Origin of the sequence: Actinoallomurus purpureus (assembly GCF_024055795.1) — a bacterium.
Taxonomy (GTDB): domain Bacteria; phylum Actinomycetota; class Actinomycetes; order Streptosporangiales; family Streptosporangiaceae; genus Actinoallomurus; species Actinoallomurus purpureus.
The window spans coordinates 214,928-238,964 of sequence record NZ_JAMXMY010000002.1 but is presented as its reverse complement, the minus strand read 5'-3'; the positions used below and the strand labels follow the sequence as shown (position 1 = coordinate 238,964).

At 71.9% G+C, this 24,037-nt stretch carries 21 protein-coding genes; 8 read left to right on the top strand and 13 right to left on the bottom strand.

What is annotated here, in order from left to right; all coding sequences use genetic code 11:
• Positions 1–18: 18 nt before the first annotated feature.
• The 6 genes from NE236_RS05725 to NE236_RS05700 are packed head-to-tail and all read right to left on the bottom strand — an operon-like array spanning position 19 to position 6,558.
• Complete coding sequence (locus tag NE236_RS05725) at positions 19–1,476, bottom strand: NADH-quinone oxidoreductase subunit N (RefSeq protein ID WP_252840744.1); 1,458 nt, start codon at positions 1,474–1,476, stop codon at positions 19–21.
• Entirely contained in the window at positions 1,473–3,014 is a 1,542-nt protein-coding gene (locus NE236_RS05720) for a complex I subunit 4 family protein (protein ID WP_252840743.1), read from the bottom strand. The genes NE236_RS05725 and NE236_RS05720 overlap by 4 nt, the downstream gene beginning before the upstream one ends.
• 28 nt (positions 3,015–3,042) lie before the next feature.
• The gene (locus tag NE236_RS05715) at positions 3,043–5,091 is read right to left on the bottom strand and encodes an NADH-quinone oxidoreductase subunit 5 family protein (RefSeq protein ID WP_252840742.1); all 2,049 of its coding nucleotides are present in this window, start codon (positions 5,089–5,091) and stop codon (positions 3,043–3,045) included.
• A complete protein-coding gene (gene nuoK, locus NE236_RS05710) occupies positions 5,088–5,453 on the bottom strand; it encodes an NADH-quinone oxidoreductase subunit NuoK (RefSeq protein WP_252840741.1) in 366 nt (121 codons plus the stop codon). Before nuoK ends, NE236_RS05715 begins: the two co-directional genes overlap by 4 nt.
• On the bottom strand, positions 5,453–6,112 hold the full coding sequence (locus tag NE236_RS05705; RefSeq protein WP_252840740.1) for an NADH-quinone oxidoreductase subunit J family protein: 660 nt from the start codon (positions 6,110–6,112) through the stop codon (positions 5,453–5,455). Before NE236_RS05705 ends, nuoK begins: the two co-directional genes overlap by 1 nt.
• Positions 6,109–6,558 carry a NuoI/complex I 23 kDa subunit family protein gene (locus NE236_RS05700; protein ID WP_252840739.1) on the bottom strand — a complete coding sequence of 150 codons (450 nt, stop codon included), beginning with the start codon at positions 6,556–6,558 and terminating at the stop codon, positions 6,109–6,111. The genes NE236_RS05705 and NE236_RS05700 overlap by 4 nt, the downstream gene beginning before the upstream one ends.
• A 149-nt stretch (positions 6,559–6,707) precedes the next feature.
• Here NE236_RS05700 and NE236_RS05695 point away from each other — a divergent pair, with 149 nt between their 5' ends.
• On the top strand, positions 6,708–7,394 hold the full coding sequence (locus tag NE236_RS05695) for a ComEA family DNA-binding protein (RefSeq protein ID WP_252840738.1): 687 nt from the start codon (positions 6,708–6,710) through the stop codon (positions 7,392–7,394).
• Here NE236_RS05695 and NE236_RS05690 read toward each other — a convergent pair.
• The 6 genes from NE236_RS05690 to NE236_RS44345 all read right to left on the bottom strand — a co-directional run bounded on the left by NE236_RS05690 (position 7,387) and on the right by NE236_RS44345 (position 12,547).
• Complete coding sequence (locus tag NE236_RS05690; protein ID WP_252840737.1) at positions 7,387–7,965, bottom strand: TetR/AcrR family transcriptional regulator; 579 nt, start codon at positions 7,963–7,965, stop codon at positions 7,387–7,389. The genes NE236_RS05695 and NE236_RS05690 overlap by 8 nt on opposite strands.
• 14 nt (positions 7,966–7,979) lie before the next feature.
• Positions 7,980–8,816, bottom strand: coding sequence for an alpha/beta fold hydrolase (locus tag NE236_RS05685; RefSeq protein WP_252840736.1), 837 nt, complete (start codon positions 8,814–8,816; stop codon positions 7,980–7,982).
• Positions 8,817–8,951: 135 nt separating this feature from the next.
• Complete coding sequence (gene nuoH / locus NE236_RS05680; RefSeq protein ID WP_252840735.1) at positions 8,952–9,917, bottom strand: NADH-quinone oxidoreductase subunit NuoH; 966 nt, start codon at positions 9,915–9,917, stop codon at positions 8,952–8,954.
• Entirely contained in the window at positions 9,910–10,587 is a 678-nt protein-coding gene (locus NE236_RS05675; protein WP_252840734.1) for an NADH-quinone oxidoreductase subunit C, read from the bottom strand. The genes nuoH and NE236_RS05675 overlap by 8 nt, the downstream gene beginning before the upstream one ends.
• The gene (locus NE236_RS43320) at positions 10,577–11,836 is read right to left on the bottom strand and encodes an NADH-quinone oxidoreductase subunit B (RefSeq protein WP_289849960.1); all 1,260 of its coding nucleotides are present in this window, start codon (positions 11,834–11,836) and stop codon (positions 10,577–10,579) included. The genes NE236_RS05675 and NE236_RS43320 overlap by 11 nt, the downstream gene beginning before the upstream one ends.
• Positions 11,837–11,950: 114 nt before the next feature.
• Positions 11,951–12,547 carry an NADH-quinone oxidoreductase subunit A gene (locus NE236_RS44345; protein WP_252840733.1) on the bottom strand — a complete coding sequence of 199 codons (597 nt, stop codon included), beginning with the start codon at positions 12,545–12,547 and terminating at the stop codon, positions 11,951–11,953.
• A gap of 988 nt (positions 12,548–13,535) precedes the next feature.
• Between NE236_RS44345 and NE236_RS05660 the strand changes: the two genes are divergently transcribed.
• The 5 genes from NE236_RS05660 (at position 13,536) to NE236_RS05645 (ending at position 18,847) form a co-directional block, all read left to right on the top strand.
• Positions 13,536–14,633, top strand: coding sequence for a hypothetical protein (locus NE236_RS05660; RefSeq protein ID WP_252841164.1), 1,098 nt, complete (start codon positions 13,536–13,538; stop codon positions 14,631–14,633).
• Between the two features lie 23 nt (positions 14,634–14,656).
• Entirely contained in the window at positions 14,657–14,797 is a 141-nt protein-coding gene (locus NE236_RS44975; RefSeq protein ID WP_372494249.1) for a putative leader peptide, read from the top strand.
• 257 nt (positions 14,798–15,054) lie between these two features.
• The gene (locus NE236_RS05655; RefSeq protein WP_252840732.1) at positions 15,055–16,893 is read left to right on the top strand and encodes a 2-oxoacid:acceptor oxidoreductase subunit alpha; all 1,839 of its coding nucleotides are present in this window, start codon (positions 15,055–15,057) and stop codon (positions 16,891–16,893) included.
• Positions 16,890–17,921: a 2-oxoacid:ferredoxin oxidoreductase subunit beta gene (locus NE236_RS05650; RefSeq protein ID WP_252840731.1), complete on the top strand. Its 1,032-nt coding sequence runs from the start codon at positions 16,890–16,892 to the stop codon at positions 17,919–17,921. Before NE236_RS05655 ends, NE236_RS05650 begins: the two co-directional genes overlap by 4 nt.
• 125 nt (positions 17,922–18,046) lie before the next feature.
• On the top strand, positions 18,047–18,847 hold the full coding sequence (locus NE236_RS05645; RefSeq protein ID WP_252840730.1) for a crotonase/enoyl-CoA hydratase family protein: 801 nt from the start codon (positions 18,047–18,049) through the stop codon (positions 18,845–18,847).
• On the opposite strand, the gene NE236_RS05640 is transcribed toward NE236_RS05645, so the two are convergent.
• Positions 18,848–19,618, bottom strand: coding sequence for a SecDF P1 head subdomain-containing protein (locus NE236_RS05640; RefSeq protein WP_252840729.1), 771 nt, complete (start codon positions 19,616–19,618; stop codon positions 18,848–18,850). It lies immediately after the preceding gene.
• A 718-nt stretch (positions 19,619–20,336) separates the two neighbouring features.
• Between NE236_RS05640 and NE236_RS05635 the strand changes: the two genes are divergently transcribed.
• Both NE236_RS05635 and NE236_RS05630 read left to right on the top strand, forming a co-directional pair.
• Positions 20,337–23,063: an alpha/beta fold hydrolase gene (locus NE236_RS05635; RefSeq protein ID WP_252840728.1), complete on the top strand. Its 2,727-nt coding sequence runs from the start codon at positions 20,337–20,339 to the stop codon at positions 23,061–23,063.
• Positions 23,060–23,929 carry a DUF2705 family protein gene (locus NE236_RS05630; protein ID WP_252840727.1) on the top strand — a complete coding sequence of 290 codons (870 nt, stop codon included), beginning with the start codon at positions 23,060–23,062 and terminating at the stop codon, positions 23,927–23,929. The genes NE236_RS05635 and NE236_RS05630 overlap by 4 nt, the downstream gene beginning before the upstream one ends.
• Positions 23,930–24,037 lie beyond the last annotated feature (108 nt).

Genomic DNA, 24,037 nt, shown 5'->3' with positions numbered 1-24,037 from the left:
CTGGAGAAATGTTCCCCGTTAGGGCACCGCCAGCGCGGCCGCGTGCAGCACCAGCTCAGGGGCCACGGAGACCAGGACCGCCCCGGCCAGCGCGACCGCGATCGCGATGCCGCCCGCGCGGCCGACCCGGACGCGCTTGGCCTTGCCCGGGGCGAAGAGCCGGGCGGCCCACGTCAGGTAGTAGTACAGGCCGATGACGGTGTTGACCGCCATGATCACCGCGAGCCAGGTGGCGGCGCCGCCGACCGCCGCGCGGAACACCACGACCTTGGCGAGCAGGCCCATGACGCCCGGCGGCAGACCGGCCAGGCAGATGAGGAAGAACGCCAGGGCGAGGCCGGTGCCCGGGTTGACGCGCGCCAGGCCGCGGTAGGAGTCCAGGTCGCGGTCGCCGCGCCGGGCGACGACCGTCACGACGGCGAACGCCCCGATGTTCATGATCGCGTACATGGCGACGTACGCCGCCGTGGCCGTCATCCACTCGTGCGGGCGTACGCGCGCTCCCCCGGCCATCGGCGCGAGGATGTATCCGCTCTGGGCGACCGACGACCACGCGAGCAGGCGCACGGCGTCGGTCTGGCGGAGCGCGAGGAGGTTGCCGAGCGTCATCGTCGCCGCGGCCAGCACGCCCATCAGCGGGCCCCACGTGTGGCCGAACGGCCAGAACCCGGCGGTCAAGATGAGGGTCAGCCCGGCGAAGCCGCCCGCCTTCGACACGACCGACAGGAACGCCGCGACCGGCAGCGGGGAGCCCTGGTAGACGTCCGGCGCCCAGAAGTGGAACGGCACCGCCGCGATCTTGAATCCGAAGCCCGCGATGGTCAGGACGATGCCCGCCGCCGCCACGGGACGCAGGTCGCCGGGCACGTGCGCCAGGCCGGCGGCCACCCGGTCGAGGTGCATCGCGCCGGTGACGCCGTACACGAGGCTGATCCCGAACAGCGTCACCGCCGACGACACGACCGACACGAGGAACAGCTTCAGCGCCGCCTCGGACGCCACCCCGTCGTACCGTCGCAGCGCCACCAGCGCGAACACCGGCAGCGACAGCGTCTCCAGCGCGACCACGAGCGTGATCAGGTCCCGGCCCGCCGCCAGCAGCAGCGCGCCGAGGATCGCGGCGAGCAGCAGGAAGTGGTACTCCCCCACCGGCAGCGCCGACCGCCGCATCTCGCCGTGCGACAGCAGCACGACGACGATGGCCGCGAGCAGCACGACCGCCTGGAACAGCACGGTGAAGTCGTCGGCGACGTACGAGCAGGAGGCGTGCTCGCCGGGCCGGGTCGCGGCCGCGCAGAACGTCGACCGCCCGTGGCCGAGCGGGAGCGTGGCCGCGGCCGCCACCAGGGACACGGCCGTGAGCAGGCCGACGGGCTTGGCGGGCGCGCCGAAGGCGTCGGCCAGCAGCACGGCCACCGCCGCCACCGCGACGATCAGCGTCGGGAGGATCGCCAGGTAGTCGATCGACTCGATCATCGGCCCCCCAGGAGCAGGCGTACGGCGCCGTCGGTGAGGGCGAGGAGCGTCTTCGGCCACAGCCCGATGAACAGCGTGGCGGTGATCAGCGGCGTCCAGGCCAGCAGCTCGTGCGGCATGACGTCGGCGAACCGGGTGTCGCGCCAGCGTTCGGCCACCGGGCCGTGGGTCACCTTGGACAGCATCCGCAGGAAGTACGCGGCGGTGAGCACCGCGCCGATCCCGCCGGCGGCCATGAAGGTCACGAACGTCTCCCTCGGGAGCCCGGCGTGCGGCTGGTACGCGCCGAGCAGCGCGAGCATCTCGCCCCAGAACCCGGCCAGGCCCGGCAGCCCTAGGCTGGCCACCGAGGCGAACGTGAGGATCGACGCGAGGTACGGGGCCTTGGCGAGCATGCCGCCGCCGAGGGCGTCCAGGTCCCCGGTGGCGTACCGCTCCTTGACCGCCCCGGCGATGAAGAACAGCAGGCCGGTGATGAGGCCGTGCGCGATGTTGCCGAACAGCGCGGCGTTCAGCCCGACCGGGGTGAGCGTCGCGATGCCCAGCAGCACGAACCCCATGTGCCCGATCGACGAGTAGGCGATCATCCGCTTGAGGTCGCGCTGCGCGAGGCAGGCCAGCGCGCCGTACACGATCCCGATGACGGCGAGGAAGCCGAGCCAGGGCGCCCAGAACTTCGCGCCGTCCGGTGCCATCGGCACGGCGATGCGGACGAAGCCGTACGTGCCCATCTTCAGCAGCACCCCGGCGAGCAGCACCGAGCCGACGGTCGGCGCCTCGGTGTGGGCGTCCGGCAGCCAGGTGTGCAGCGGCCACATCGGCGTCTTGACCGCGAAGCCCAGGGCCAGCAGCCCGAACGCGGCGACCTGCAGGCCGTGGGACAGGCCGGCGCCGTGCCGGGCGGCGAGGGCGGTCATGTCGAGCGTGCCGGCGTTCACCGCGACGATGAGGATGCCGACGAGCAGGAAGCCCGAGCCGAGCAGGGTGTAGAGGATGAACTTGTTCGCCGCCGCCCGCGCGCGGGTGCCGGCGTCCTTGCCGCCCGAGCCGCCCCAGTCGGCGATCACGAAGTACATCGGGATGAGGACGACCTCGAAGAACACGAAGAACAGCAGGAGGTCGAGGGCGACGAACGTGCCGAGCATGCCGACCTCGAGCAGCAGGACCAGCCCGATCAGCGACTGCGGCGACCCGCCGCGCGATCCGGCGGGGGCCGGGAGGACGCGCGCGGTGTAGACCATGCACAGGAACGTCAGCGCCGCCGTCAGCACGACGAGCGGCAGGGAGATCCCGTCGACGCCGAGGTGGAAGCGGAGCCCGATCGAACCGGCCCAGGTGACGTTCACGCCGAGCTGCGGGCCGCGCCGGCCGTAGTGGAAGGCGACCGCCGCCGCGACCGACAGGACGAGCGTCAGGCCGGACACGGCCAGGCCGTACAGCCGGGCCAGGCGGGTCACCCGGCGCGGGCTCCCGGGCAGCGGCACGAGCATCCCCAGCGCGCCGAGGAGGGGCACGGCGAGCATCGCCACAAGGATCATGTCAGCACCACCGGCATCATCGCGACGATCATGTCAGCACCACCACCGCGATCACGATGAGCACCATTCCCGCGAAGAGCCCGGAGACGTACGCCTGCGCGTTGCCGTTCTCGGTGGCCCGCAGGAGGCCGCCGAGCCGCCGCGCGCCCCGCCCGGAACCCTCGACGCCGGCGTCGACGATCCGCGCGTCGGCGCGGACGACCAGTCGGGCCAGGGCCCGCACCGGCCGTACGATCGCGACGTCGTAGGCGGTGTCGACGTAGAAGGCCGCGCGCAGGACCGGCCGCAGCGGGCCGAGCAGTCGGACGGGGTCCAGGGCCGGGTCGTTGTTCCACACGAGGTACACGCCGCCCGCCCCGGCCGCGGCGCACAGCAGCGAGACCACCGCCATGCCCCACTCGGGCCGCAGGCGTTCGCTGAACGGCCCGACGAACCCGAGGAGCAGGGACGGCACGGCCAGGACCGCGACCGGCCAGCTCATCAGCGGCGCCGCCTCCCTCGGCCGGAAGTCCGACCGCTTCTCCCCGAAGAACGTCACCAGCCAGGTCCGCGTGGCGTACGCCGCGGTCACCACGGCGGTGGCCAGTCCGGTCACCAGCACCAGCCACGCCACCCAGGACGGGATGGCCGGCGGCGCCCCGTGGACGATGTGCCTCAGGGCGAAGGAGTACCCCTCGCTGTCGACGACGCCGTTTCCGCGCGGGGGGTGGACCGGGCCCAGGCGCCGTACGGGCGTGTAGGCGTACGAGTGGAAGGCGGGCGACCTCGTCCGGTGCGTGGCCTGCCATGCCTGGGACAGGATCGTGTCCTTGCTGAAGAAGCCGCTGGCGGGCGGGATCCCGGCCAGGGCCGCGAAGCCGACCGTCATCGACCAGAACGTCACCGGCATCGCGAGGCGCAGGCCGCCCATCGCGCTCATCATGTTGGATCCGACCGTGACGATCACGCAGCCCGCGCCGAGGAACAGCAGCGCCTTGAACGCCCCGTGCGCCAGCAGGTGGAACACCGCGCCGTCGCGCGTGCCGACCGCCAGGCCGGCCGCCATGTACGCCAGCTGGCTGATCGTGGAGTACGCGAGGACGCGCTTGAGATCGTCCTGGGCCAGCGCGGCGAGGGCGGCCCCGAGCATGGAGATCGCGGCGATGACGCCGAGGACCGCCAGCGACGTGGGCGCGAACCAGAACGCCGGGTAGAGGCGGGCGACGACGTACACACCGGCCGCGACCATCGTCGCCGCGTGGATCAGCGCGCTGATCGGGGTCGGACCGGCCATCGCGTCCGGCAGCCAGGTATGCAGCGGGAACTGCGCGCTCTTGCCCGCGACGCCGCACAGCAGCAGGAGCGTGCCCGCCAGCAGCGCGGTGTGCGACATCAGCGGAAGCCGCCCGAGGACGACGCGCAGCTCGAAGGAGTGCGCCGCCATGCCCAGCACGAAGATGCCGAACAGGAAGCCGACGTCGCCGAGCCGGGTCACGAGGAACGCCTTCACGGCGGCGCGTGACGTGGCCCGGTCGTGCCAGTAGTGGCCGATCAGGAAGTACGAGCAGATGCCCATGACCTCCCACCCGGCGTACAGCACGAGCAGGTCGCCGGACAGGACGACGAGCAGCATCGCCGCCGTGAACAGCGACACGAACGCGGCGTAGGAGGAGTAGCGGGGGTCGTCCCGCATGTAGGCGACGGAGTAGACCTGCACCGCGAGCGCCACGCAGCAGACGAGGAACGCCACGACCGAGGCCAGCCCGTCGACGTGGAGGGAGAGCGCGATCGGCACCGTCCCCGTCGGGATGCGCGTCAGCGTGCCGACGTGCGTTCCCGGGCTCCGCAGCTGGTCCGCGGCCAGCACGGCGGTGAGGACGGTGGACGCGGCGACGGGCAGCACGGCGATCAGGGCCGGGCCGTTCGCGGGCATCCGCCGGGCCAGCACGAGCGCGCCGCGCCGCGCGGTGCCCGGCTTCGGCGCCCGCAACCGGCGGGCCAGCGGGGACAGCAGATGTGAGGCGGTGTGCCCGAACAGCATGCCGACGAACGCGGCGGCGAACGGGAGCACGACCGCGACGGCCGCCACAACGATCACCGGCGAGTCCCTTCGTCGTCGGTCATGGCGCCGACGTCGAGGTCGGGGTCCGGGTCCCCCTCGGCGAGGGCGCGGAGCCGGTCGACGTCGACCGTACGGCGGTTGCGGTAGATCAGCAGCACCAGCGCCAGGCCGATGCCCACCTCGGCGGCCGCCAGCACGATGACGAACAGCGTGAGCACCTGGCCGCCGTGCAGCCGGTCGGCCCACCGCATGTCGAAGACGACGAGGTTGAGGTTGACCGCGTTGAGCATCAGCTCGACGGACATCAGCACGAGGATCGCGTTGCGGCGGGCGAGCACGCCGTACATGCCCACGGCGAACAGCAGCGCCGCGATCACCACCGGGTAGACGAGATGCATCAGATCTCCTCGTCCACGCGCGACAGCACGATCGTGTCCTCGTCATCGGGATCGGTCCGCCGCTTCGCGACGCCGAGTCGCCGCGCGACCGGCCCGCGCGGCGGGGTGGGCCGGCGCCGGGGCTCGGGCTTCTCTTCGGGTTCCGGCCCCGCGCCACGGATGTCGGTGCGGGACAGCACGATCGCGCCGATCAGCGCGGCCAGCAACAGCACCGACAGCGCCTCGAAGGGCAGCACCCACGTCTGGAACAGGCTCGCGCCCAGCGTGTGCGTCGACCCGCTGCCCACGCGATCCTTGATCGGCACGTACGCCGAGCGGAACCCGCGGACGAGCGTCGTGACCAGGACGCCCGCGGTCGCCGCCGCGACGACGAGCGCGACGATCCGGTTGCCGGAGTCGAGGTCCTCCGAACGGCCGATCGGCGCACGGGTCAGCATGATCCCGAACAGCAGGAGCACGACGACCGCGCCGACGTAGATGAGCACCTGCACCCAGGCGATGAACTCCGCCGCCAGCACGACGTACGAGGCGGCGAGCGCGCCGAACGACACGACGAGCCACAGCGCGGCGTGCACGAGCTGCCGCGTGCCGACGACGAGCACGCCGCCGCCCACGGCGACCACTCCGAGCAGCACGATGACGACGTCCGCCGCGGTCACCTCGTCTTCAGCTCCTTGGGCGGCTCGGCGCCGGCGTCGTGGGCGGGTGGCGGCGGGACGGTCCACATCCACTCGCGGAGCCGGTCGCGCTCGTGGGTCAGCTCGTTGATGTCGTACTCGGCGTACTCGAACTCCGGCGACCAGAACAACGCGTCGAACGGGCACGCCTCGATGCAGATCCCGCAGTACATGCACAGCGCGAAGTCGATGGCGAACCGGTCGAGGACGTTACGGGTGCGCGCCCGGCCGCCCTCCGGCGCGGGCAGCGTCTCCTTGTGCGAGTCGATGTAGATGCACCAGTCGGGACACTCGCGGGCGCAGAGCATGCAGACCGTGCAGTTCTCCTCGAACAGCGCGATGACGCCACGACTGCGCGGGGGCAGGTCAGGCTGCACCTCGGGGTACTGCCGCGTGATCGAACGCCGCGTCATCGTCCGCAGCGTCACCGCGAGCCCCTTTGCCAGGCCAGTTCCGGGAAGCCGTGCCACGGGTCACCATGATTACGTATAGAGAGCGGGTTTCGAAACCGACGCTATACCCATTGCGTCAAAGCGGGGTGAGGCACTTCGAGGGTCGCCCGGCTTACCATCGGCCCATGACGCGGTCGCCGATGCCCCCGCCTGGACGACGGTCGTCGCAGCTTCCGCCGAAGCCCCCCTCCGACGGGATGGGCTGGGCGGTGGTGCCGCTCATCACGGTGGGCCTCGGCTCACCGATCTCGTTCCTGTACGCCGCGGTCCGGCGGCGTTCGGCGGGGCTGGCGGTGGCCGCGGCGGGGTACACGACGGCGCTCGTGGCATCGTACGAAGCACTGATCGCGAACGGCGACGAGCCGCACACGCTGGGCCTGCTCCTGCTGCTCGGCACGTGGATCTTCAGCGCGATGCACGCCATCGGCGCCCGCCCGCGCCTCTACCCGCCGGCCGACCCGAGCGACCAGCGGAACCGCCGGGTCGTCGAGGCGGCGCGGTACCGCCGGACGCTCCGTGAGGAGGCCCGTCGCATCGCGCTGGACGACCGCGGCCTGGCGCACGAGCTGAGCATCGGCCGACCCGACCTGGGCCCCCGCGCGTACGACGACGGCGGGCTGATCGACGTGAACCACGCCCCGCCGCAGGCCCTGAGCATGCTGCCCGGCGTGACCCCGGAGCTCGTCGACCGGATCGTCCGCTGCCGCGCCGAGCACGGGGCCTTCATCTCCGCCGAGGAGCTGGCGATGCAGGCCGACCTGCCGCCCCGCATCGTCCCCGACATCGCGGAGTACGGCCTGTTCCTCACGTGAGCCGGTCGTCGGCCCCCGGGAGGCCGCGGTCGACGAAGCCGATCAGCCACTCGAAGCTCTCGTCGGCGTCCCCGCTCCACTGGAAGCCGTTCGCGGACTGGAGCGCGGCGAAACCGTGGAAGAGGCACCGCAGCGTGCGGATCGCGTGGACCATCTCGCCCTCCTCGACGCCGTAGCCACGCAGGACCGCGGCCATCGAGTCGAGGACCCGGGCGCTCGCGTCGTAGAGCTCGTCGCCGGGTCCGGAGACCTCGGCGCCGGTCGTCGCGGTGTAGCGGCCGGGGTGCGCGGTGACGTACGCGCCGAACGCCCGCGCGAAGGCGGCCAGCGCGTCGGAGCCGGCCTTGCCCTGGAGGGCGGCCCGGACGGCCTCGCCGAGCTCTGTCGTCGCCAGGGTGGCGATCCGGTGCCGCAGGTCGTCCAGGCCGTCGACGTGCTTGTACAGGGACGGGGTGCGGACGCCGAGCCGCTGGGCGAGCACGCCCATCGTCAGGTCCTGGTATCCGATCTCGTCGGCCAGCTCGGCCCCGGCCCGGACGACGTCGGCTGCGGTCAGTCTTCCCCGTGGCATGGGTTCTCCTCCGGTCAGGCGCCCGCGTGTTCCTTGAGGAACGGCACCATCACCGCGGCGACCTCCTCGGGGAACTGCGTGTGGGGGTAGTGCCCGGCGCCGTCGATCATCGCGACGGTGCCGCGCCCGGCGGGCATCTCGGCGACGATGCCGTCCGCCTCGGCCTTCGGGTCGGCCCAGTCGGGGTCGTGCGTGCCCATGACGACCAGCGCCGGGCACCGGACGTTGCCCAGCTGCGCGCCGGCGTCGACCGGCTTGGACATGCCCATCTTCCGCATGGCGGCCATGCGGCCGTCCTCGCTCAGGTTGGCGCGGATCGCGTCGACCCGCTCGGCGAAGTCGGCGGGCTTCGTGCCGGGGAAGGCGTGGTCGAGGTAGCGGGCCCACAGCCCCACGCTGCCGAACATCGCCGTCCTCATGAGCAGGCTCAGGCCCTTGCGGTACCGACCGTTCGTCAGGAAGCCGCCGAAGTCGAGCTTCTGTGCCCGGGTGAAGGGGTCGATCTCGACGATGGCGCTGACGAGCTCCGGCTCGCGGGCCGCCACGATGGTGGCGGACCCGCCGGAGAAGGAGTGCCCCACGACGACTGCCGGCCCGCCCAGGTGGCGGATCAGCGCCAGCAGATCCTCGGCCGTGTCCGTGCGGGTGTAGGACGCCCAGCCGGTGCTGGACTCGCCGTGCCCGCGCAGGTCCGCGGTCGCCACCCGGAACCCGGCCGCGACGAGGCGGGGGGCGAGGAAGCGGTAGGCGCTCCGCATATCCCCCATGCCGTGCGCCAGCACGACCAGCGGGCCCTCACCGGTCACGTCGTAGGCGATCCGTCCGCCGTCGACACCCAGGAACTCCGTCATCGCCATCTCCCTTGGTTAATGCTGATAGCCATAAAGCTAATGCGATTAACCAACCGGCGTCAAGCAGCTCTCGACGGACAAAGCGTGAGATTTCAGTAGGCGGAGGGGCGGGCGACCGAAGCCGCCCGCCGCGGCTCAGCCGATGGCGATCTTGATGACGCCGGTGAGGGCCAGCTGGATCAGGGCGAGCGGCACCAGACCGGCCCAGGCGAGCTTCTGCAGCTGGTCCTCACGCAGTCGCGGATAGCTCACCCGGAGCCAGATCACGACGAACGACAGCGCGAACACCTTGATCAGCGTCCAGAGCCAGCCGAGCTGCTCATCGAGCACCGGCCCCCTCCAGCCGCCGAGGAACAGCACGGTGGTCAGCGCGGACAGCACCACGATCCCGGCGTACTCGGCGAGCAGGAAGAGGGCGAAGCGCAGTCCGGCGTACTCGGTGTACGGGCCGAAGATGATCTCGGAGTCGGCGACCGGCATGTCGAAAGGCGGGCGGCGCAGCTCGGCCAGGCCCGCGATGAAGAAGACCACCCCGCCGATCACCTGCCAGGGCAGCCACCACCACCGCCACTGGTCGACGATCGTGGTGAGGTTCACGCTGCCGGCCGCCATCGCCACCGACGACGCCGCCAGCACCATCGGCAGCTCGTACGACAGCAGCTGCGCAGCGACCCGCATGCCGCCGAGCAGGCTGTACTTGTTCGCGCTCGCCCAGCCCGCCATGATCGCGCCCAGCACGCCGACCCCGATCATGGCCAGCGCGAAGAACAGCCCGGCGTCCATCGAGACGGCCACCTGACCGTGCGGCCCGACCGGCACCACGACCAGCACGACGAGGTAGGGGATCAGGGCGACCGCCGGGGCGAGCGAGAAGATCCGCCGGTCGGCGGCGGCCGGGATCACGTCCTCCTTCTGGGCGAACTTCACCCCGTCCGCGACCAGCTGGGCCCAGCCGTGGAACGCCCCCGCGTACATCGGGCCGAGGCGGCCCTGCATGTGGGCCATGACCTTGTGCTCGGCCTGCCCGACCAGTAGCGGCAGCACGGCGAAGGCGCCGACCACCAGCAGCAGCTTGACGACGACGACCAGAACGTCAGACATCGCCGCCCTCCGGGTCGATTCCGCGTGCCCGCCGGCGTACCGGCCGGTCCGCGGAAGCCTCGCCCGCCGACGCGTCACCGCGACGCGAACCCGGGCCCGCGTCCCCGCCGGCGCCCTTCTGGGCGGCGGGCCCCCAGTCCTGCGGCACCCCGGGCGGCAGCATGCGGCGACGGCTCGGCGCCCCGTGCCCGGACTCCCCGGGCTCCTTCGCCCCCGGCCACGGCTTGGCCACCCGCGCGGCCAGCACGAACTCCTTGCGCAGCGGATGCCCTTCGAACCCGTCCGGAAGCAACAGCGGCTTCAGGTCCGGATGCCCGTCGAAGATCACGCCGAACATCTCATGCGTCTCCCGCTCGTGCCAGTTCGCGCCCCGGTAGATGGCGGTCGCGCTGACCAGCCGCGGGTCCTCACGCGGAACGGCCGTACGGACCAGCAGATGGTGCCCGTGCTCCAGCGAGTGGACGTGCGCGACGATCGCGAACCCGCGCTCCAGCTCGTCGACGGCGGTCAGCCAGTCGAAGAAGCCGCATTCGAGGTCGTCCCGCGCGAAGGTCAGCGCCTCCTCCCACAGCTCCGGCGGCACATCGACGGTCAGCATGCCGAACGCGTCCTCGGTACGCACGTCGTCGCCGAACCGGCGCGCCCACGCCACCGCCAGCTCAATCGTCATCGCTCAGCCCCGGGATGATCGTGTGGTCCGTGTCGCCGTGAACGGGCGGCGGCTCGGCGAAACGCCGCAACCGGCCGCTCAACCACCGCGCCCCCTTATCCGCCGCTCCACCGCCCGCCAGGCGGCCGGAGGACTTCTCCTCATCCGCGGTCTCGCCCACGGAGGGGGACGCCTCGGCGGCCTTGCGGACCTCCTCCGAAGGCAGGACCTCCTTCGGCTGTTCGGTGGGCTTACCGGCCTCCTCGACCGGTGGCGGAGGCTCCTGAATCGTCTCCGCGTCTCCTACCGCCGGCAGCACCTCGGTCGGCTGCTCAGCGACCTTGTCCTCCGCGGCCTTGCGGACCTCCTCCACCGAAGGGAGCTCCTCGGTGGGCGTGCCCGCCTGATCGACCGGAGGCAGATCCTGGGTCGTCGCCGAATCCACCACCGGGATCTCCTGCGTCTCGGCGGCCGGAGAGATCGGCTCCCCCGACGTGGCGGCGTCCGGGAGGGGGAACTCCTGCGTCCCGGCGGTGTCCTGGCTCCCGGCCGGAGCCTCACCGGTGGGGACGGCGGGCGGCGGAAGCTCCTGCGTTCCGGCCGGCCCGACGCCGTCTCGCAGCGGAGTCAGCTTCTGCGTGGGCTGCTCGGCGGCCGCGATCTCCTCCGGCTCGGGCACGGGCGGCAGTACGAGCGGGCGGCGCAGCACCGCCGGCGTCGGAGGCCTCCGCATGGCCGGCGGGGGCGGCGCGACCGCCTCGCCGGCCCCGGTGTACCGCTCGCCCAGCGACTCCGCGGCGATCTTCTCCTGCAGCTTGAGAATCCCGTGCAGGAGCGCCTCGGGCCGCGGCGGGCAGCCCGGAACGTACACGTCGACCGGGATGATCTGGTCGACGCCCTTGGTCACGCAGTACGAGTCCCAGTAGGGCCCGCCGCAGTTCGAGCAGGCGCCGAACGAGATGACGTACTTCGGCTCGGGCATCTGCTCGTAGAGCCGTTTCACGGCGGGCGCCATCTTGTCGCTGACCGTGCCGGAGACCACCATCAGGTCGGCCTGCCGCGGCCCCGGGGCGAAGGGGATGACGCCCAGCCGGATGAAGTCGTGGCGCGACATCGACGTCGCGATGAACTCGATGGCGCAACAGGCCAGCCCGAAGTTGAACACCCACAGGGAGTACCGCCGCCCCCAGTTGAGGACGAACTTGATCGGCTTCGGCGCGAGCCGGGAGGCGGGCCCGATACGCGGTTCGGGGAGATCGACGGAACCCATGCCCCCATTCTTACGCGTCCCCGCGCCGCGCTGGCGACAAGGTGGTGAGGGCGGCGGTCGTGGAGCACACGCCGGACCGGGGTTCCGAACCCTCTCGAGCACCGGAAGGCGGGCTCATACCCAGCCCAGGACACCCTTCTTCCACGCGTACGCGAGACCGGCGGCGATGAAGGCGAGGAAGACGAACATCTCGCCGAGGGTGACGTAGCCGTATCCCTTGGCGGAGAAGACCGTCGCCCAGGGGAAGAGGAACACCGCGTCCACCGCGAACACGACGTACAGGTAGGCGAAGACGTAGTAGCGGACGTACGACTGTGCCCATCCCTCGCCGACGGGGTCCACGCCGCACTCGTACGTCGTGAGCTTCTCCCGGGTCGGCCGGTGCGGGCGCAGAGCCCGGTTAACCAGGAGCGCGCCGCCCACGATCGCACCACCGATCACGAACAGCACGACGATCATGAGGTAGTTCCCGTAATAGCCGTGCACGGGGATCAGCGTAATCCGGTCGGCCGCCGGCGCACGACCGTTCCCGCCGCCGACAGGCCCCGGCGGACCGCGCGGCGGTGAGCGAACCGCACGGTGAGCCGCCCTCCGCCGACCCGACGATGCGGAGTCGCCGACCACGACCGCCTCGCTCAGGGAGAGCGTGCGGGCGCAGTCCACGACCGTACGGGCGAGTGAGGTGAGCGACCACGGCCAGACCTTCTCCACAACCTGTGGATAAGTGTCGGCGGCCGCAGACCCCGCGCGGGCGTTGCAGGTGGATGCGGCGGAAGGGGAGGGCGGGCGTACGGGCATCGACCGGGTAACAGAACCGGTTCCCCGTCTTGTCCGACGATCAGCGCAAACATAGGGTCACGGCGACGATCGTTAATACAGGGGACTTCATTTGAGCAGGGATCGAGACGGCGCTCAGGGGCCGTCGCCGGCACAGCCGGAACAGCCGGAGAACCCGGACCAGGTCGAGCACGCCGAATCGCCGCCGCCGGAGACGGATCCGTCCGCGCAGCCCGAAGGTTCGGCGCCGAGCACGCCGTCCGGCCCACTCGAATCGCCCCCGCGAGCAGCGGGATCGGAGGAGGACCAGCAGCCGGTCCCACCGCGACCGCAGGCGTGGGCCGAGGCACCGGTGGATGACTCCTCCGACCCCTCCTCGTCCGACGCGCTCTCTTCGTCCGACCCGCTCTCTTCTGCCGAACCGCCTCGGCCGGACGACCAGGCCGGCCCGACCGGGCCTGCTGCCGCGACCGGCGTATGGCCGGGAACTTCCGTACCGCCCGCCGAGACCGGTGCGTGGTCGGACCCGTCGGGGCCGCCATCGTCGACACCTTCGGTGCAGTCCGGTCCGCCCGATGGGTCGGGTGGTTTCGCAATGCCCGGCGGCCCTGCGGGTGGTGAGGCCGGGTGGCCGGGCGGCCCCGTGCCAGGCGGGCCTGCCGGTGGTGAAACCGGGTGGCCTGGCGTGCCAGGCGGGCCCGTGCACGGGGTTCCCATGCCAGGCGGGCCTCTGCCAGGCGGCCCCGGAGGGCCTGGGCCGTACCCGGGCGCTCCGGTCGGGTACGGGCCGTACGGGGAGACTCCGGTCGGGCCCGGGCCGTACGGCGAGAGTCCCGTCGGGCCCGGACCGTATCCGGGCGCCGGGCCGTATCCTGGGAGCCCTGGTGGGCCGCCGGGCTGGGGCGGCGGGCAGCCGTGGGGCATGCCCCCGCAGCCGTACGGGTTCGGGCCGCAGCCGGCGAAGAAGTCCAAAGGGCCTCTGGTCGCGACGCTGGTCGGCGGCGGTGTTTTCCTCGTCATCCTGGCCGTCATCGGCGTGGTGGCGCTCAGCGGCCCCGACAACGATCCGAAGAAGATCTCGGGGAAGGTCGCGAACAAGGCGGGCCAGGCCCTCGGCCAGACGGCCGGTGTCAATCTGATGGGCGTCTACGCCGGAGGGCAGGCGAGCTTCAGTGTCACGAAGGCGGGAACCGCACGCGGCACCTACACGGTGAGCGGTTCGCGGATCACCCGGGTGGACGTCGGCGGGACGACCTATCTCAAGGCGGGCACGAGTTTCTGGACCGCCCAGGGACTGTCCGCCGAGCGGGCCGGCAAGGCGGACGGCACGTGGACGAAGGCTCCTGAGGATCTCTCGACGCTGAACCTGGCCGACCTGTCCCCGGCGCGGCTCGCGGCGGCCCTGCGGCAGGCCGTCAACGATCCGCTGGCGGAACGGACCAAGGTCAACGGGGTTGCGACCCTCAAGATGAGGGTCGGCACACGGACGTACTACATCGCCGAGAAGGCGCACCGCCTCGTCCGGTTCGACGGCAACTTCGGGCCGGAGCGGTACACCTTCGACGTCACGCCTCTGCCGGCCTCCAGTGTCGGCGCGGTGTTCACGGCACTTCACACCGACGTGCAGGGCTTGACGAACGCCTACGACCCCGACCTGACCGTGGAGCCGATGAGCAAGGTGAAGTTCGGCAGCTGCGGCGAGCCGGGCTGTACGGTGCGCGCCGACATCCGGGCGACGACGGTGAGCGAGTCCTCAGGGGCCGTCCACGTCACCATGAAGGTGGCCTTCAGCGGGTCCGGCGGCACCGTGTCCACCTGCACCGACACGGCGTCGACGAGCGCGGATCATCAGGTGGGGATGTCCTGCCGGACCAGCAGCGGATCGTGGTCGTCCTGGTACCGCTCGCACAGCGGACGGTTCACCATCCACGCGAAGGCGTCGTTCGACGCGACCGTCAACTCCTCCGCTGACGTCAACGTGCTGCTCGGCAAGTTGGCACAGGAGCAGCGGACCGGCTGAGGGCCCGGGAGGCTGCCGGGGACATGCCGCGCCCTCCCCGCTTCACGGTGGGGCGAGGCCGAGGCCCTATAGTTCGGCGGGTGTCCGGACCCCTGTTCTTCACGCGCCTGCACGTCGACCTCTGCCGGTCGGCGAGCGCGCTGTGTCCGGATCCGGCGGCCTGATCCGGCCGCCCGCCGCGGCGCGCCACGCCGCCGCCGGGATGTATACCCATGCCGTGACCTGGGAAGTCAGTACGGGGCGGGGATGCCGGCGGGGCGGTTCACTGGGCGCTGCGACACATCTCACAAGCCACGTTCTAATGCCCGATGTTGAAATAACCATGTGATCCGGGACGTAGCATGAAGGTAAGCCTAAGTGGCACGTCGGACGCGGACGCCTCCCTCCGCCCGAGTGCCGCTCGTCGAGGAGGTCCTGCTCTGTGACCAAACAGGTCCGGCAACTCGACCGCGTCATCATCCGTTTCGCCGGTGACTCCGGTGACGGCATGCAGCTGACCGGCGACCGCTTCACTCAGGAGACGGCCGCCTTCGGCAATGACCTGTCAACACTGCCCAACTTCCCCGCCGAGATCCGCGCGCCGGCCGGCACGCTGCCCGGCGTGTCCAGCTTCCAGCTGCACTTCGCCGACCACGACATCCTCACGCCGGGCGACGCGCCGAACGTCCTGGTCGCGATGAACCCGGCCGCGCTCAAGGCCAACGTCGGCGACCTGCCGCGCGGCGCGGACCTGATCCTGAACACCGACGAGTTCACCAAGCGTGCCCTGGCCAAGGTCGGCTACGCGGCGAACCCGCTCGAGGACGGCTCGCTCGGCGAATACCGCGTGCACTCGTTGCCGCTGACGTCGATGACGGTGAAGGCGCTCGAGGACTTCGACATCTCCAAGAAGGACGCCGAACGGGCGAAGAACATGTTCGCGCTCGGTCTGCTGTCCTGGCTGTACCACCGGCCGACCGACGCGACGGTCCGCTTCCTCGAGGTGAAGTTCGCCAAGAAGCCCGAGATCATGAAGGCCAACATCGCGGCCTTCCAGGCGGGCTGGAACTACGGCGAGACCACCGAGTCGTTCTCGGTGTCGTACGAGGTGAAGCCGGCGACGCTGCCGCCGGGGCTGTACCGCAACATCTCGGGCAACATGGCCCTGGCGTTCGGGCTGATCGCGGCGAGCGTGCGGTCCGGGCTGCCGCTGTTCCTCGGGTCGTACCCCATCACGCCGGCCTCCGACATCCTGCACGAGCTGTCCAAGCACAAGCGGTTCGGTGTGCGGACGTTCCAGGCCGAGGACGAGATCGCGGCGGTTGGCGCCGCGCTCGGCGCGTCGTTCGGCGGTGCGCTCGGCGTGACGACCACGTCCGGTCCGGGCGTCTCGCTGAAGAGCGAGACGGTGGGCCTGGCCATGGCGACGGAACTGCCGCTGGTCGTCATCGACGTGCAGCGGGCGGGCCCGTCGACGGGCATGCCGACCAAGACCGAGCAGGCGGACCTGCTGCAGGCGCTGTACGGCCGCAACGGCGAGTCGCCGGTGCCGGTGGTCGCGCCGAGCACGCCGTCGGACTGCTTCGCGGTCGCGATCGAGGCCGCGCGGATCGCGGTGAAGTACCGCACCCCCGTCATGCTGCTGTCCGACGGGTACCTCGCGAACGGCTCCGAGCCGTGGCAGGTGCCCGAGGTCGACTCGCTGCCGGAGATCGAGCCGGCGTTCGCGGAGGCGGGCGAGGAGGACTTCCAGCCGTTCAAGCGCGACCCGGAGACCCTGGCCCGGCCGTGGGCCGTGCCGGGCACCCCGGGGCTGGAGCACCGCATCGGCGGGATCGAGAAGGCCGACGGCAGCGGCAACATCTCCTACGACCCGAACAACCACGACCTGATGGTGCGGCTCCGCCAGGCGAAGATCGACGGCATCGCCCGCGACATCGCGCCGCTGACCGTGGACGACCCCTCCGGCGAGGCACGCGTGCTCGTGCTCGGCTGGGGTGGCACGTACGGCGCGATCACCGCGGCCGTGCGCCGCATCCGCGCCGCCGGGGGCACCGTCGCGCAGGCACACCTGCGCCACCTGAACCCGTTCCCGGCCAACCTCGAAGAGGTGCTGCACTCGTACGACAAGGTGGTCGTGCCGGAGATCAACCTCGGTCAGCTCGCGCTGATCCTGCGCGGCCGCTTCCTCGTCGACGTGATCGGCTACAACCGCGTCCGTGGCCTGCCCTTCAAGGCCGAAGAGCTCGCGGACGTCATCCGGGATGTGATCAACTCATGAGCGACCCCCTTGCCCTCGTTCCGAAGGACCCCGAGCGGCAGACCGCGAAGGACTTCAAGACCGACCAGGAGGTCCGCTGGTGCCCCGGGTGCGGTGACTACGCGATCCTCGCGGCGGTGCAGGGCTTCCTTCCGGAGCTGGGCCTGAAGCGGGAGAACGTCGTCTTCGTCTCGGGCATCGGTTGCTCGTCGCGGTTCCCGTACTACATGAACACCTACGGGTTCCACTCGATCCACGGGCGCGCCCCGGCGATCGCGACCGGGCTGGCGTCCTCGCGCCCGGACCTGTCGGTGTGGGTGGTGACCGGTGACGGCGACGCGCTGTCGATCGGCGGCAACCATCTGATCCACTCGCTGCGCCGCAACGTGAACCTCAAGATCCTGCTGTTCAACAACCGGATCTACGGGCTGACCAAAGGCCAGTACTCCCCGACGTCGGAGGTTGGGAAGATCACCAAGTCGACGCCGCTGGGATCGCTGGACTCCCCGTTCAACCCGATCTCGCTGGCGATCGGCGCGGAGGCGTCGTTCGTGGCACGCACGATCGACTCGGACCGCAAGCACCTGCAGTCGGTGCTGCGGGAGGCCGCCACCCACAACGGCACGGCGCTGGTGGAGATCTACCAGAACTGCAACATCTTCAACGACGACGCGTTCGCGCCGCTGAAGGACCCGCAGACCCGTGACGACGTGACGGTCCGGCTCGAACACGGCGAGCCCATCGTGTTCGGCGCCGACCGCGACAAGGCGCTGCGGCGGTCGGCCTCCGGGCCGCTGGAGGTCGTACCCGCGGACTCCCCGGACATCCTCGTGCACGACGCCCGGAATCCGGACCCGTCGCTCGCGTTCGCGCTGTCCCGGCTCGACTCGCCGACGTTCGAGCACACGCCGATCGGGATCTTCCGGCAGGTGGAGCGCCCGTCGTACGACGAGCTGATGCGGGCCCAGATCGACGAGGCCATCGCCCAGCATGGCGCCGGCGACCTGACCGCCCTGCTCGGCAGCGGCGACACCTGGCGCATCGACTGACCGCGGCGAGCGAGCGGACTGGCCGGTAAGGGACGAGCCGGCCGCGAAGCGAGCGAGGAGACGCGCGCGGTGGTGAGCACCGCCGCGTTTCCGCCCGCACGCCGATCGTGGGATGGTGCGGTGTCATGAGCGTACGGGTGGAGAAGCGGGGCCCGGTGACGACGGTGGTGCTGAGCCGCCCCGAGGTGCGCAACGCGGTGGACGGGCCGACCGCGCGGGCTTTGGCCGAGGCGTTCCGGGAGATCGACGGCGACGCGGAGGCGAACGTGGCCGTCCTGTGGGGCGAGGGCGGCACCTTCTGCGCGGGCGCGGACCTGAAGGCGCTGGGCACCGATCGCAGCAACCGGGTCGATCCGCCCAGCGCGGGCGCCTCCGCCCATGACGTGTCCCACAGCGCGGAGGGCCCGATGGGCCCGACCCGGATGCGGCTGTCCAAGCCGGTGATCGCGGCGATCAGCGGTCACGCCGTCGCGGGCGGGCTCGAGCTGGCGATCTGGTGCGACCTGCGCGTCGCCGAGGAGGACGCCGTGCTCGGAGTCTTCAGCCGCCGCTGGGGCGTCCCCTTGATCGACGGCGGCACCGTACGCCTGCCGCGCCTGATCGGTGAGTCGCGGGCGGCGGACCTCATCCTGACCGGCCGTGCCGTGTCGGCGCCCGAAGCGCGGGAGATGGGTCTGGTGAACCGCGTCGTTCCGCCGGGACGGGCGCGCGAGGCGGCGGAGGAACTGGCCGCGCAGATCGCCGGGTTCCCGCAGGACTGCCTGCGGCACGACCGCATGTCCCTGCTCGAACAGCGGGGCCTGGAGGAGGACGTCGCGATCGCAGGCGAGTTCCGCCACGGCCGGGCCGTCCTGGACGAGACCGGCCTGACCGGCGTACGGCGATTCCAGGACGGCGCGGGCCGCCACGGCTCCTTCGACCGCTGATCAGACCGACTGGGGCTCGTGCGAGGCCGACGACGACGTGGCGCCCGGCGTCGGAGTCGACGTGGTCGTCGAGGTCGGTGTCGAGCTCGGCGACGTCGTCGTTGTCGGAGTCGGGGACGGCGTGGGGGTGGGCGTCTGGTTGGGGGTCGGCGCAGGTGGCGTCCAGACGGGCGCCGGGGTCGGTACGGGGACGCCCTTTCCGGTCTTGAACCGGTTCACCATGTCCTCGGCGGCGCTGCGGCTGAGGTTCCCGGTGATGAGCACCCGGCCCTTGGTGATGGGGGCGTTCACCCGGGGCGCGGCCACCACCTGGTCGCGCACGGTCAGGGCGAAGGCGCGGCCGGCGGCGTTGCGGGTGAGGCGTTTGAGCGCCCGGCCGTCCGCGGGGATGAGGCTGATCGAGACGGCGTACCCACCGTTCTTTGCCTGCTCGACGTGGATATCGTTCACCCGTTTGATGCTGATGCCGTTCGCCAGCTCGTAGCAGACGGGGCCGATACCGCTCTGGCCCACGATGCCCTGCACGCCGGCCGGGCACTGCTGCCCCGGCAGCTGCTGCGCGACCGGATAGATCTTCAGCGGGGCGGGGAAGCGCGTCGGATGCTCCTGGGAGAACGCGACGATGAGCGTCCCGGTCAGGGCGATGACCGCGATGACGAGCCACAGGATGACGACGATCGCGATGAGTCCCGGTCGGGCGCCGGCGCGTCGCGCGGTGCCCACCACCGACCTGCCGGCGGGCCGCGCACCCCCACGCCGCACGATCCGCATCACCGATCTCCGATCCTCGGGTCTCCCCGTGGAGGACGGTTTCCCGCCGCCGGAGGTTGTCGTGTCAGGGACACCCGGCGGGAGCGCGACGGGTGGGGACTGCGCAGGAATCGGACGCGTGGTGCCGGGCTCGGCGTCGCCGGCGGGCTCGGGTCCGTGCGGGGAGGCCGGCGCCTGCGCGGGAGGAATCGGACGCGTCGTGCCCGGCTCGGCGTCCTCGGCGGGCTCGGGTCCGTGCGGAGAGGGCGGCGCCTGCGCGGGAGGAATCGGACGCGTCGTGCCGGGTTCGGCGTCGCCGACGGGCTCCGGGGGGTGTCCGTGCGGAGAGGCCGGTCGGCGGGCGGACCGGTGAACCGCGAACCTCAAGGTGTCGTCTCCTCCGCGTGGGGGGGGGGCGGGCGGAAGCATCTGGCCATGGGTCAGGCCGTGATCGGGTCAATCGCATCATGCGGACGGCCCGACGCGCCAGCGCCCCGATGTTTTCGCTGGTCCCGTCCTGGGCCGAACGCGAGCTGCCGCCCGCGCCGCACTCGCTCTGAGGCCGATCAGGGGCACGTCGTGTAGCTGCAGGCGGCCGACCGATGGCGGCGCGGCAGCGCCGGGGTCCGGATGTCCAGAGTCCTCGGATACGACATGTGGACCAAGATCGCCATGCAGTGTCATGACACCGTCCGCGCGATGTCCGCATTCTGTTACATGCCGCGTAGGGTCGTGCCTCATGATGCGGGGACGGTGGGCGGCGATCGTCGGTGCGATGGCCGTGCCGGCCGTGGGGATCACCTGGGCCCTGCTGCCCGGAGAGCCGCGCGTACGGGCGTCGGAGCAGCGCATCGCGGTCGTCGACGGGCCACGCGACGACCGGCACGTCGGCCTCGACACCACCTTCTTCGCGCCCGCCGGCGGCGGACGTGCCCCGGCGGTTCTGCTGGCTCACGGTTTCGGCGGCAGCAAGGACGACACGCGGGCCGAGGCCGAACGGCTGGCCCGGCACGGGTACGCGGTGCTCACCTGGTCCGCGCGCGGCTTCGGCCGCTCGGAAGGCGAGATCACCCTCGACTCCCCCGACTACGACGTGAAGGACGTCCGGCAGCTGATCGACTGGCTGGCCCGCCGCCCCGAGGTGCGCCTCGACGGACCCGGCGATCCGCGTGTCGGCGTCGCCGGGCAGTCGTACGGCGGCGGGATCTCCCTGCTGGCCGCCGCGTACGACCGGCGCGTCGACGCCATCGCCCCGCAGATCACCTGGTACGACCTGGCCGGTTCGCTGTTCCCCGACGCCACCGGCAGGGGCGCCGCGAACGGCGTGTTCAAGAAGGTCTGGGCCGGCGTCTTCTTCACCGGCGGCGCGTCGTCCACAGCCTGTGGACGGTTCCTGCCGTCGCTGTGCGCGATGTACCAGAAGGTCGCGGAGACGGGACGGCCCACGCCCGAGGCGATCGCGACGCTGCGCCGATCCAGCCCGTCGTCGGTCGCGGGCCGGATCCACGTGCCGACCCTCCTGGTCCAGGGCCAGTCGGACTCCCTCTTCCCCCTCGACCAGGCCGACGGCAACGCCCGCGCGGTCACCGGCGCGCCGGTGAAGGTCGTCTGGTTCCAGGGCGGCCACGACGGCGGCGACCCGGAGACGTCACGGATCCACGGCCTGGTCACGGGCTGGTTCGACCACTACCTCAAGGACGGACCGGCGCGGGCGTCCAGCGGCCCGACGCAGGGGGCCGGCGGGTCCGCGCAGGCACCGGGCGGCTCGACACAGGCGTCCGGTGCATCCGCGCAGGCGCCGGGCGGCTCGACACAGGCGTCCGGTGCGTCCGCGCAGGCGTCGAACGGCTTCACCGTCACCCGTACCGGCGGCATCGACTCCTCGACCCAGCGCGTCGTCGTCACCGCCGCGACCGCGCGCCGCTACTCCGGCCTGTCCGGTACCGCCCGCCGCGCGCTCCCGCTGGACGGGCAGGAACAGACGATCCAGAATCCGGCCGGCGGTTCCCCCGCGTCCATCTCCACCCTGCCCGGCCTCGGCGCGCTCGGCGGCGTGAGCGGCTTCGGCACCGGCGGCGCCCAGCTCGACATGCCCGGCCAGTCGGCGGCGTTCGACACCGAGCCGCTGGGCGCCCCCGTGCAGCTCACCGGGTCGGCGCGCGTACGCGTCCGGGTCGCCGGCGGCCTCGCGACGCTCTTCGCCAAGGTGTACGACGTGGGCCCGGACGGCCAGGCCGAACCGGCCCGCAGGCTCGTCGCCCCCCTGAACGTCGCCGGTGCCGCGGACGTCGCCCTGCCCGCAATGGACCACCGCTTCGACACGGGACACCGCATCCGGGTCGTCTTCAGCACCACGGACATGGGATTCGCCTCACCGGCGCGGCCCGCCTCCTACCGGGTGTCGGTGGACGGCCCGCTGACCGTCCCCGTCGACCCGGCGCTGCGCACCCCTGCGACGCCCCTTCCCTGGTGGGTGTGGGGGTTCCCGGCGATCGCCGGGACCGCGGCCGTGGCGCTGGTGGCCACCGGGCGCGGGCGGCGCCGGCGCGGTGGCGAACGCGGCGACGCCGCCGTGCCGCTGGAGATCAGCGGTCTGACCAAGCGGTACAAGAACGGCCACCTCGCAGTGGACGACCTGTCGTTCCGCGTCGAACCCGGGCAGGTCTGCGGCCTGCTCGGGCCGAACGGCGCGGGCAAGACCACCACCCTGCGCATGCTCATGGGCCTGATCCATCCCGACGCCGGTCAGATCCGCATCTTCGGCGAGCCCGTACGGCCCGGAGCACCGGTGCTGGCCCGGCTCGGCTCGTTCGTCGAGGGCCCCGGCTTCCTGCCGCACCTGTCCGGTCGCGACAACCTGGAGCTGTACTGGAAGGCCGCCGGGCGCGGCGAGGCGCACATGGACGAGGCGCTGCGGATCGCCGGGCTGGGCGACGCGATCCGCCGTCCCGTGCGCACCTACTCGCAGGGCATGCGGCAGCGGCTCGCCATCGCCCAGGCCATGCTCGGCCTGCCCGACCTGCTCGTGCTCGACGAGCCGACCAACGGCCTCGACCCGCCGCAGATCGCCGAGATGCGCGAGGTGCTCGTGCGGTACGCCGCCGAGGGCCGGACCGTCATCATCTCCAGCCACCTGCTCGCCGAGGTCGAGCAGACCTGCACCGACGTCGTCGTGATGCACCGGGGCACGCTCGTCGCCGCCGGCCCCGTGTCCGAGATCGCCGGGCACGACGGCTCGATCCTCATCGGCACATCGGAGGTGGACCGCGCCATGAGCGTGCTGACCACGCTGGAGGGGGTCCACGCCGTGGAGCCGTACGCACCGGGCGTCCTCGTCCGGCTGGACGGCTCCGCGCCGTCGGTCGTCGTCGCGGCGCTCGTCACCGCCGGTGTGCCCGTCGACCGCGTCACGCCGCACCGCCGCCTGGAGGACGCCTTCCTCACCCTCATCGGGGAGGGGTCGTGAACGGTTTCGTCGGAGATCAGCGGTCGGGCGACCGCGCCTACCGGGCGCGCCGGACGCTGCCGCTGCGCGTGGAGGCCGTCCGCCAGCTGCGCCGGCGCCGTACGTGGATCACGTTCGCGGTCCTGCTCGCCCTGCCCTGGGTGCTCGCGGCCGCCTTCAAGATCGGCGGGTCGCCGTCGGCCGACGCGAACACCCCCGGCCTGGTCTCCGTCGCGACGGCCGGCGCGCTGAACTTCACGGCGTTCACGCTGTTCGCGTCGGCGGGCTTCCTGCTCGTCGTCGCGGTGGCGCTGTTCTGCGGCGACACCGTGGCGAGCGAGGCGGGCTGGGCGTCCCTGCGCTACCTGCTCGCCGCCCCCGTCCCGCGCACGCGGCTGCTGCGCCAGAAACTGATCGTCGCCCTCGCGTACGCGGCACTGGCCGTCGTCAGCCTCCCCACGATGGCGATGATCACGGGGATCTACGTCTTCGGCTGGGCCCGCCTGCGGGTCCCCGGCGGGGACGCCGCCCTGCCGAACGGCACCGCCCTGACCCGGATGCTGATCATCGTCGGCTACATCCTGGCGTCGGAACTCCTGGTCGCCGCCCTGGCGTTCCTGCTGTCGGTCGCCACCGACTCGCCGCTCGGCGCGGTCGGCGGCGCGGTCGGCCTCGTCATTCTCAGCAACATCATCGACGCGGTCACCGCGCTCGGCCACTGGCGGGAGTTCCTGCCGACGCACTGGATGTTCGCCTGGACCGACGCCCTCCAGCCGCACCTGGAGTGGACCGGCATGTTGAAGGGCGCGTCCCTGTCCGCGTCGTACGCGACGGTCTTCATCGCCCTGGCCGTCCGCCGCTTCCGGAACAAGGACGTCGTCAGCTGAGCGCTCTTCCGCCGACGGGCGCGGCTCGGTGACGACGAGCGGCACCGTACCCAGGGCGGCGACGTCCCCTGACCGAACAGAACGCTCGGTGAACGCACTCACCGGCTG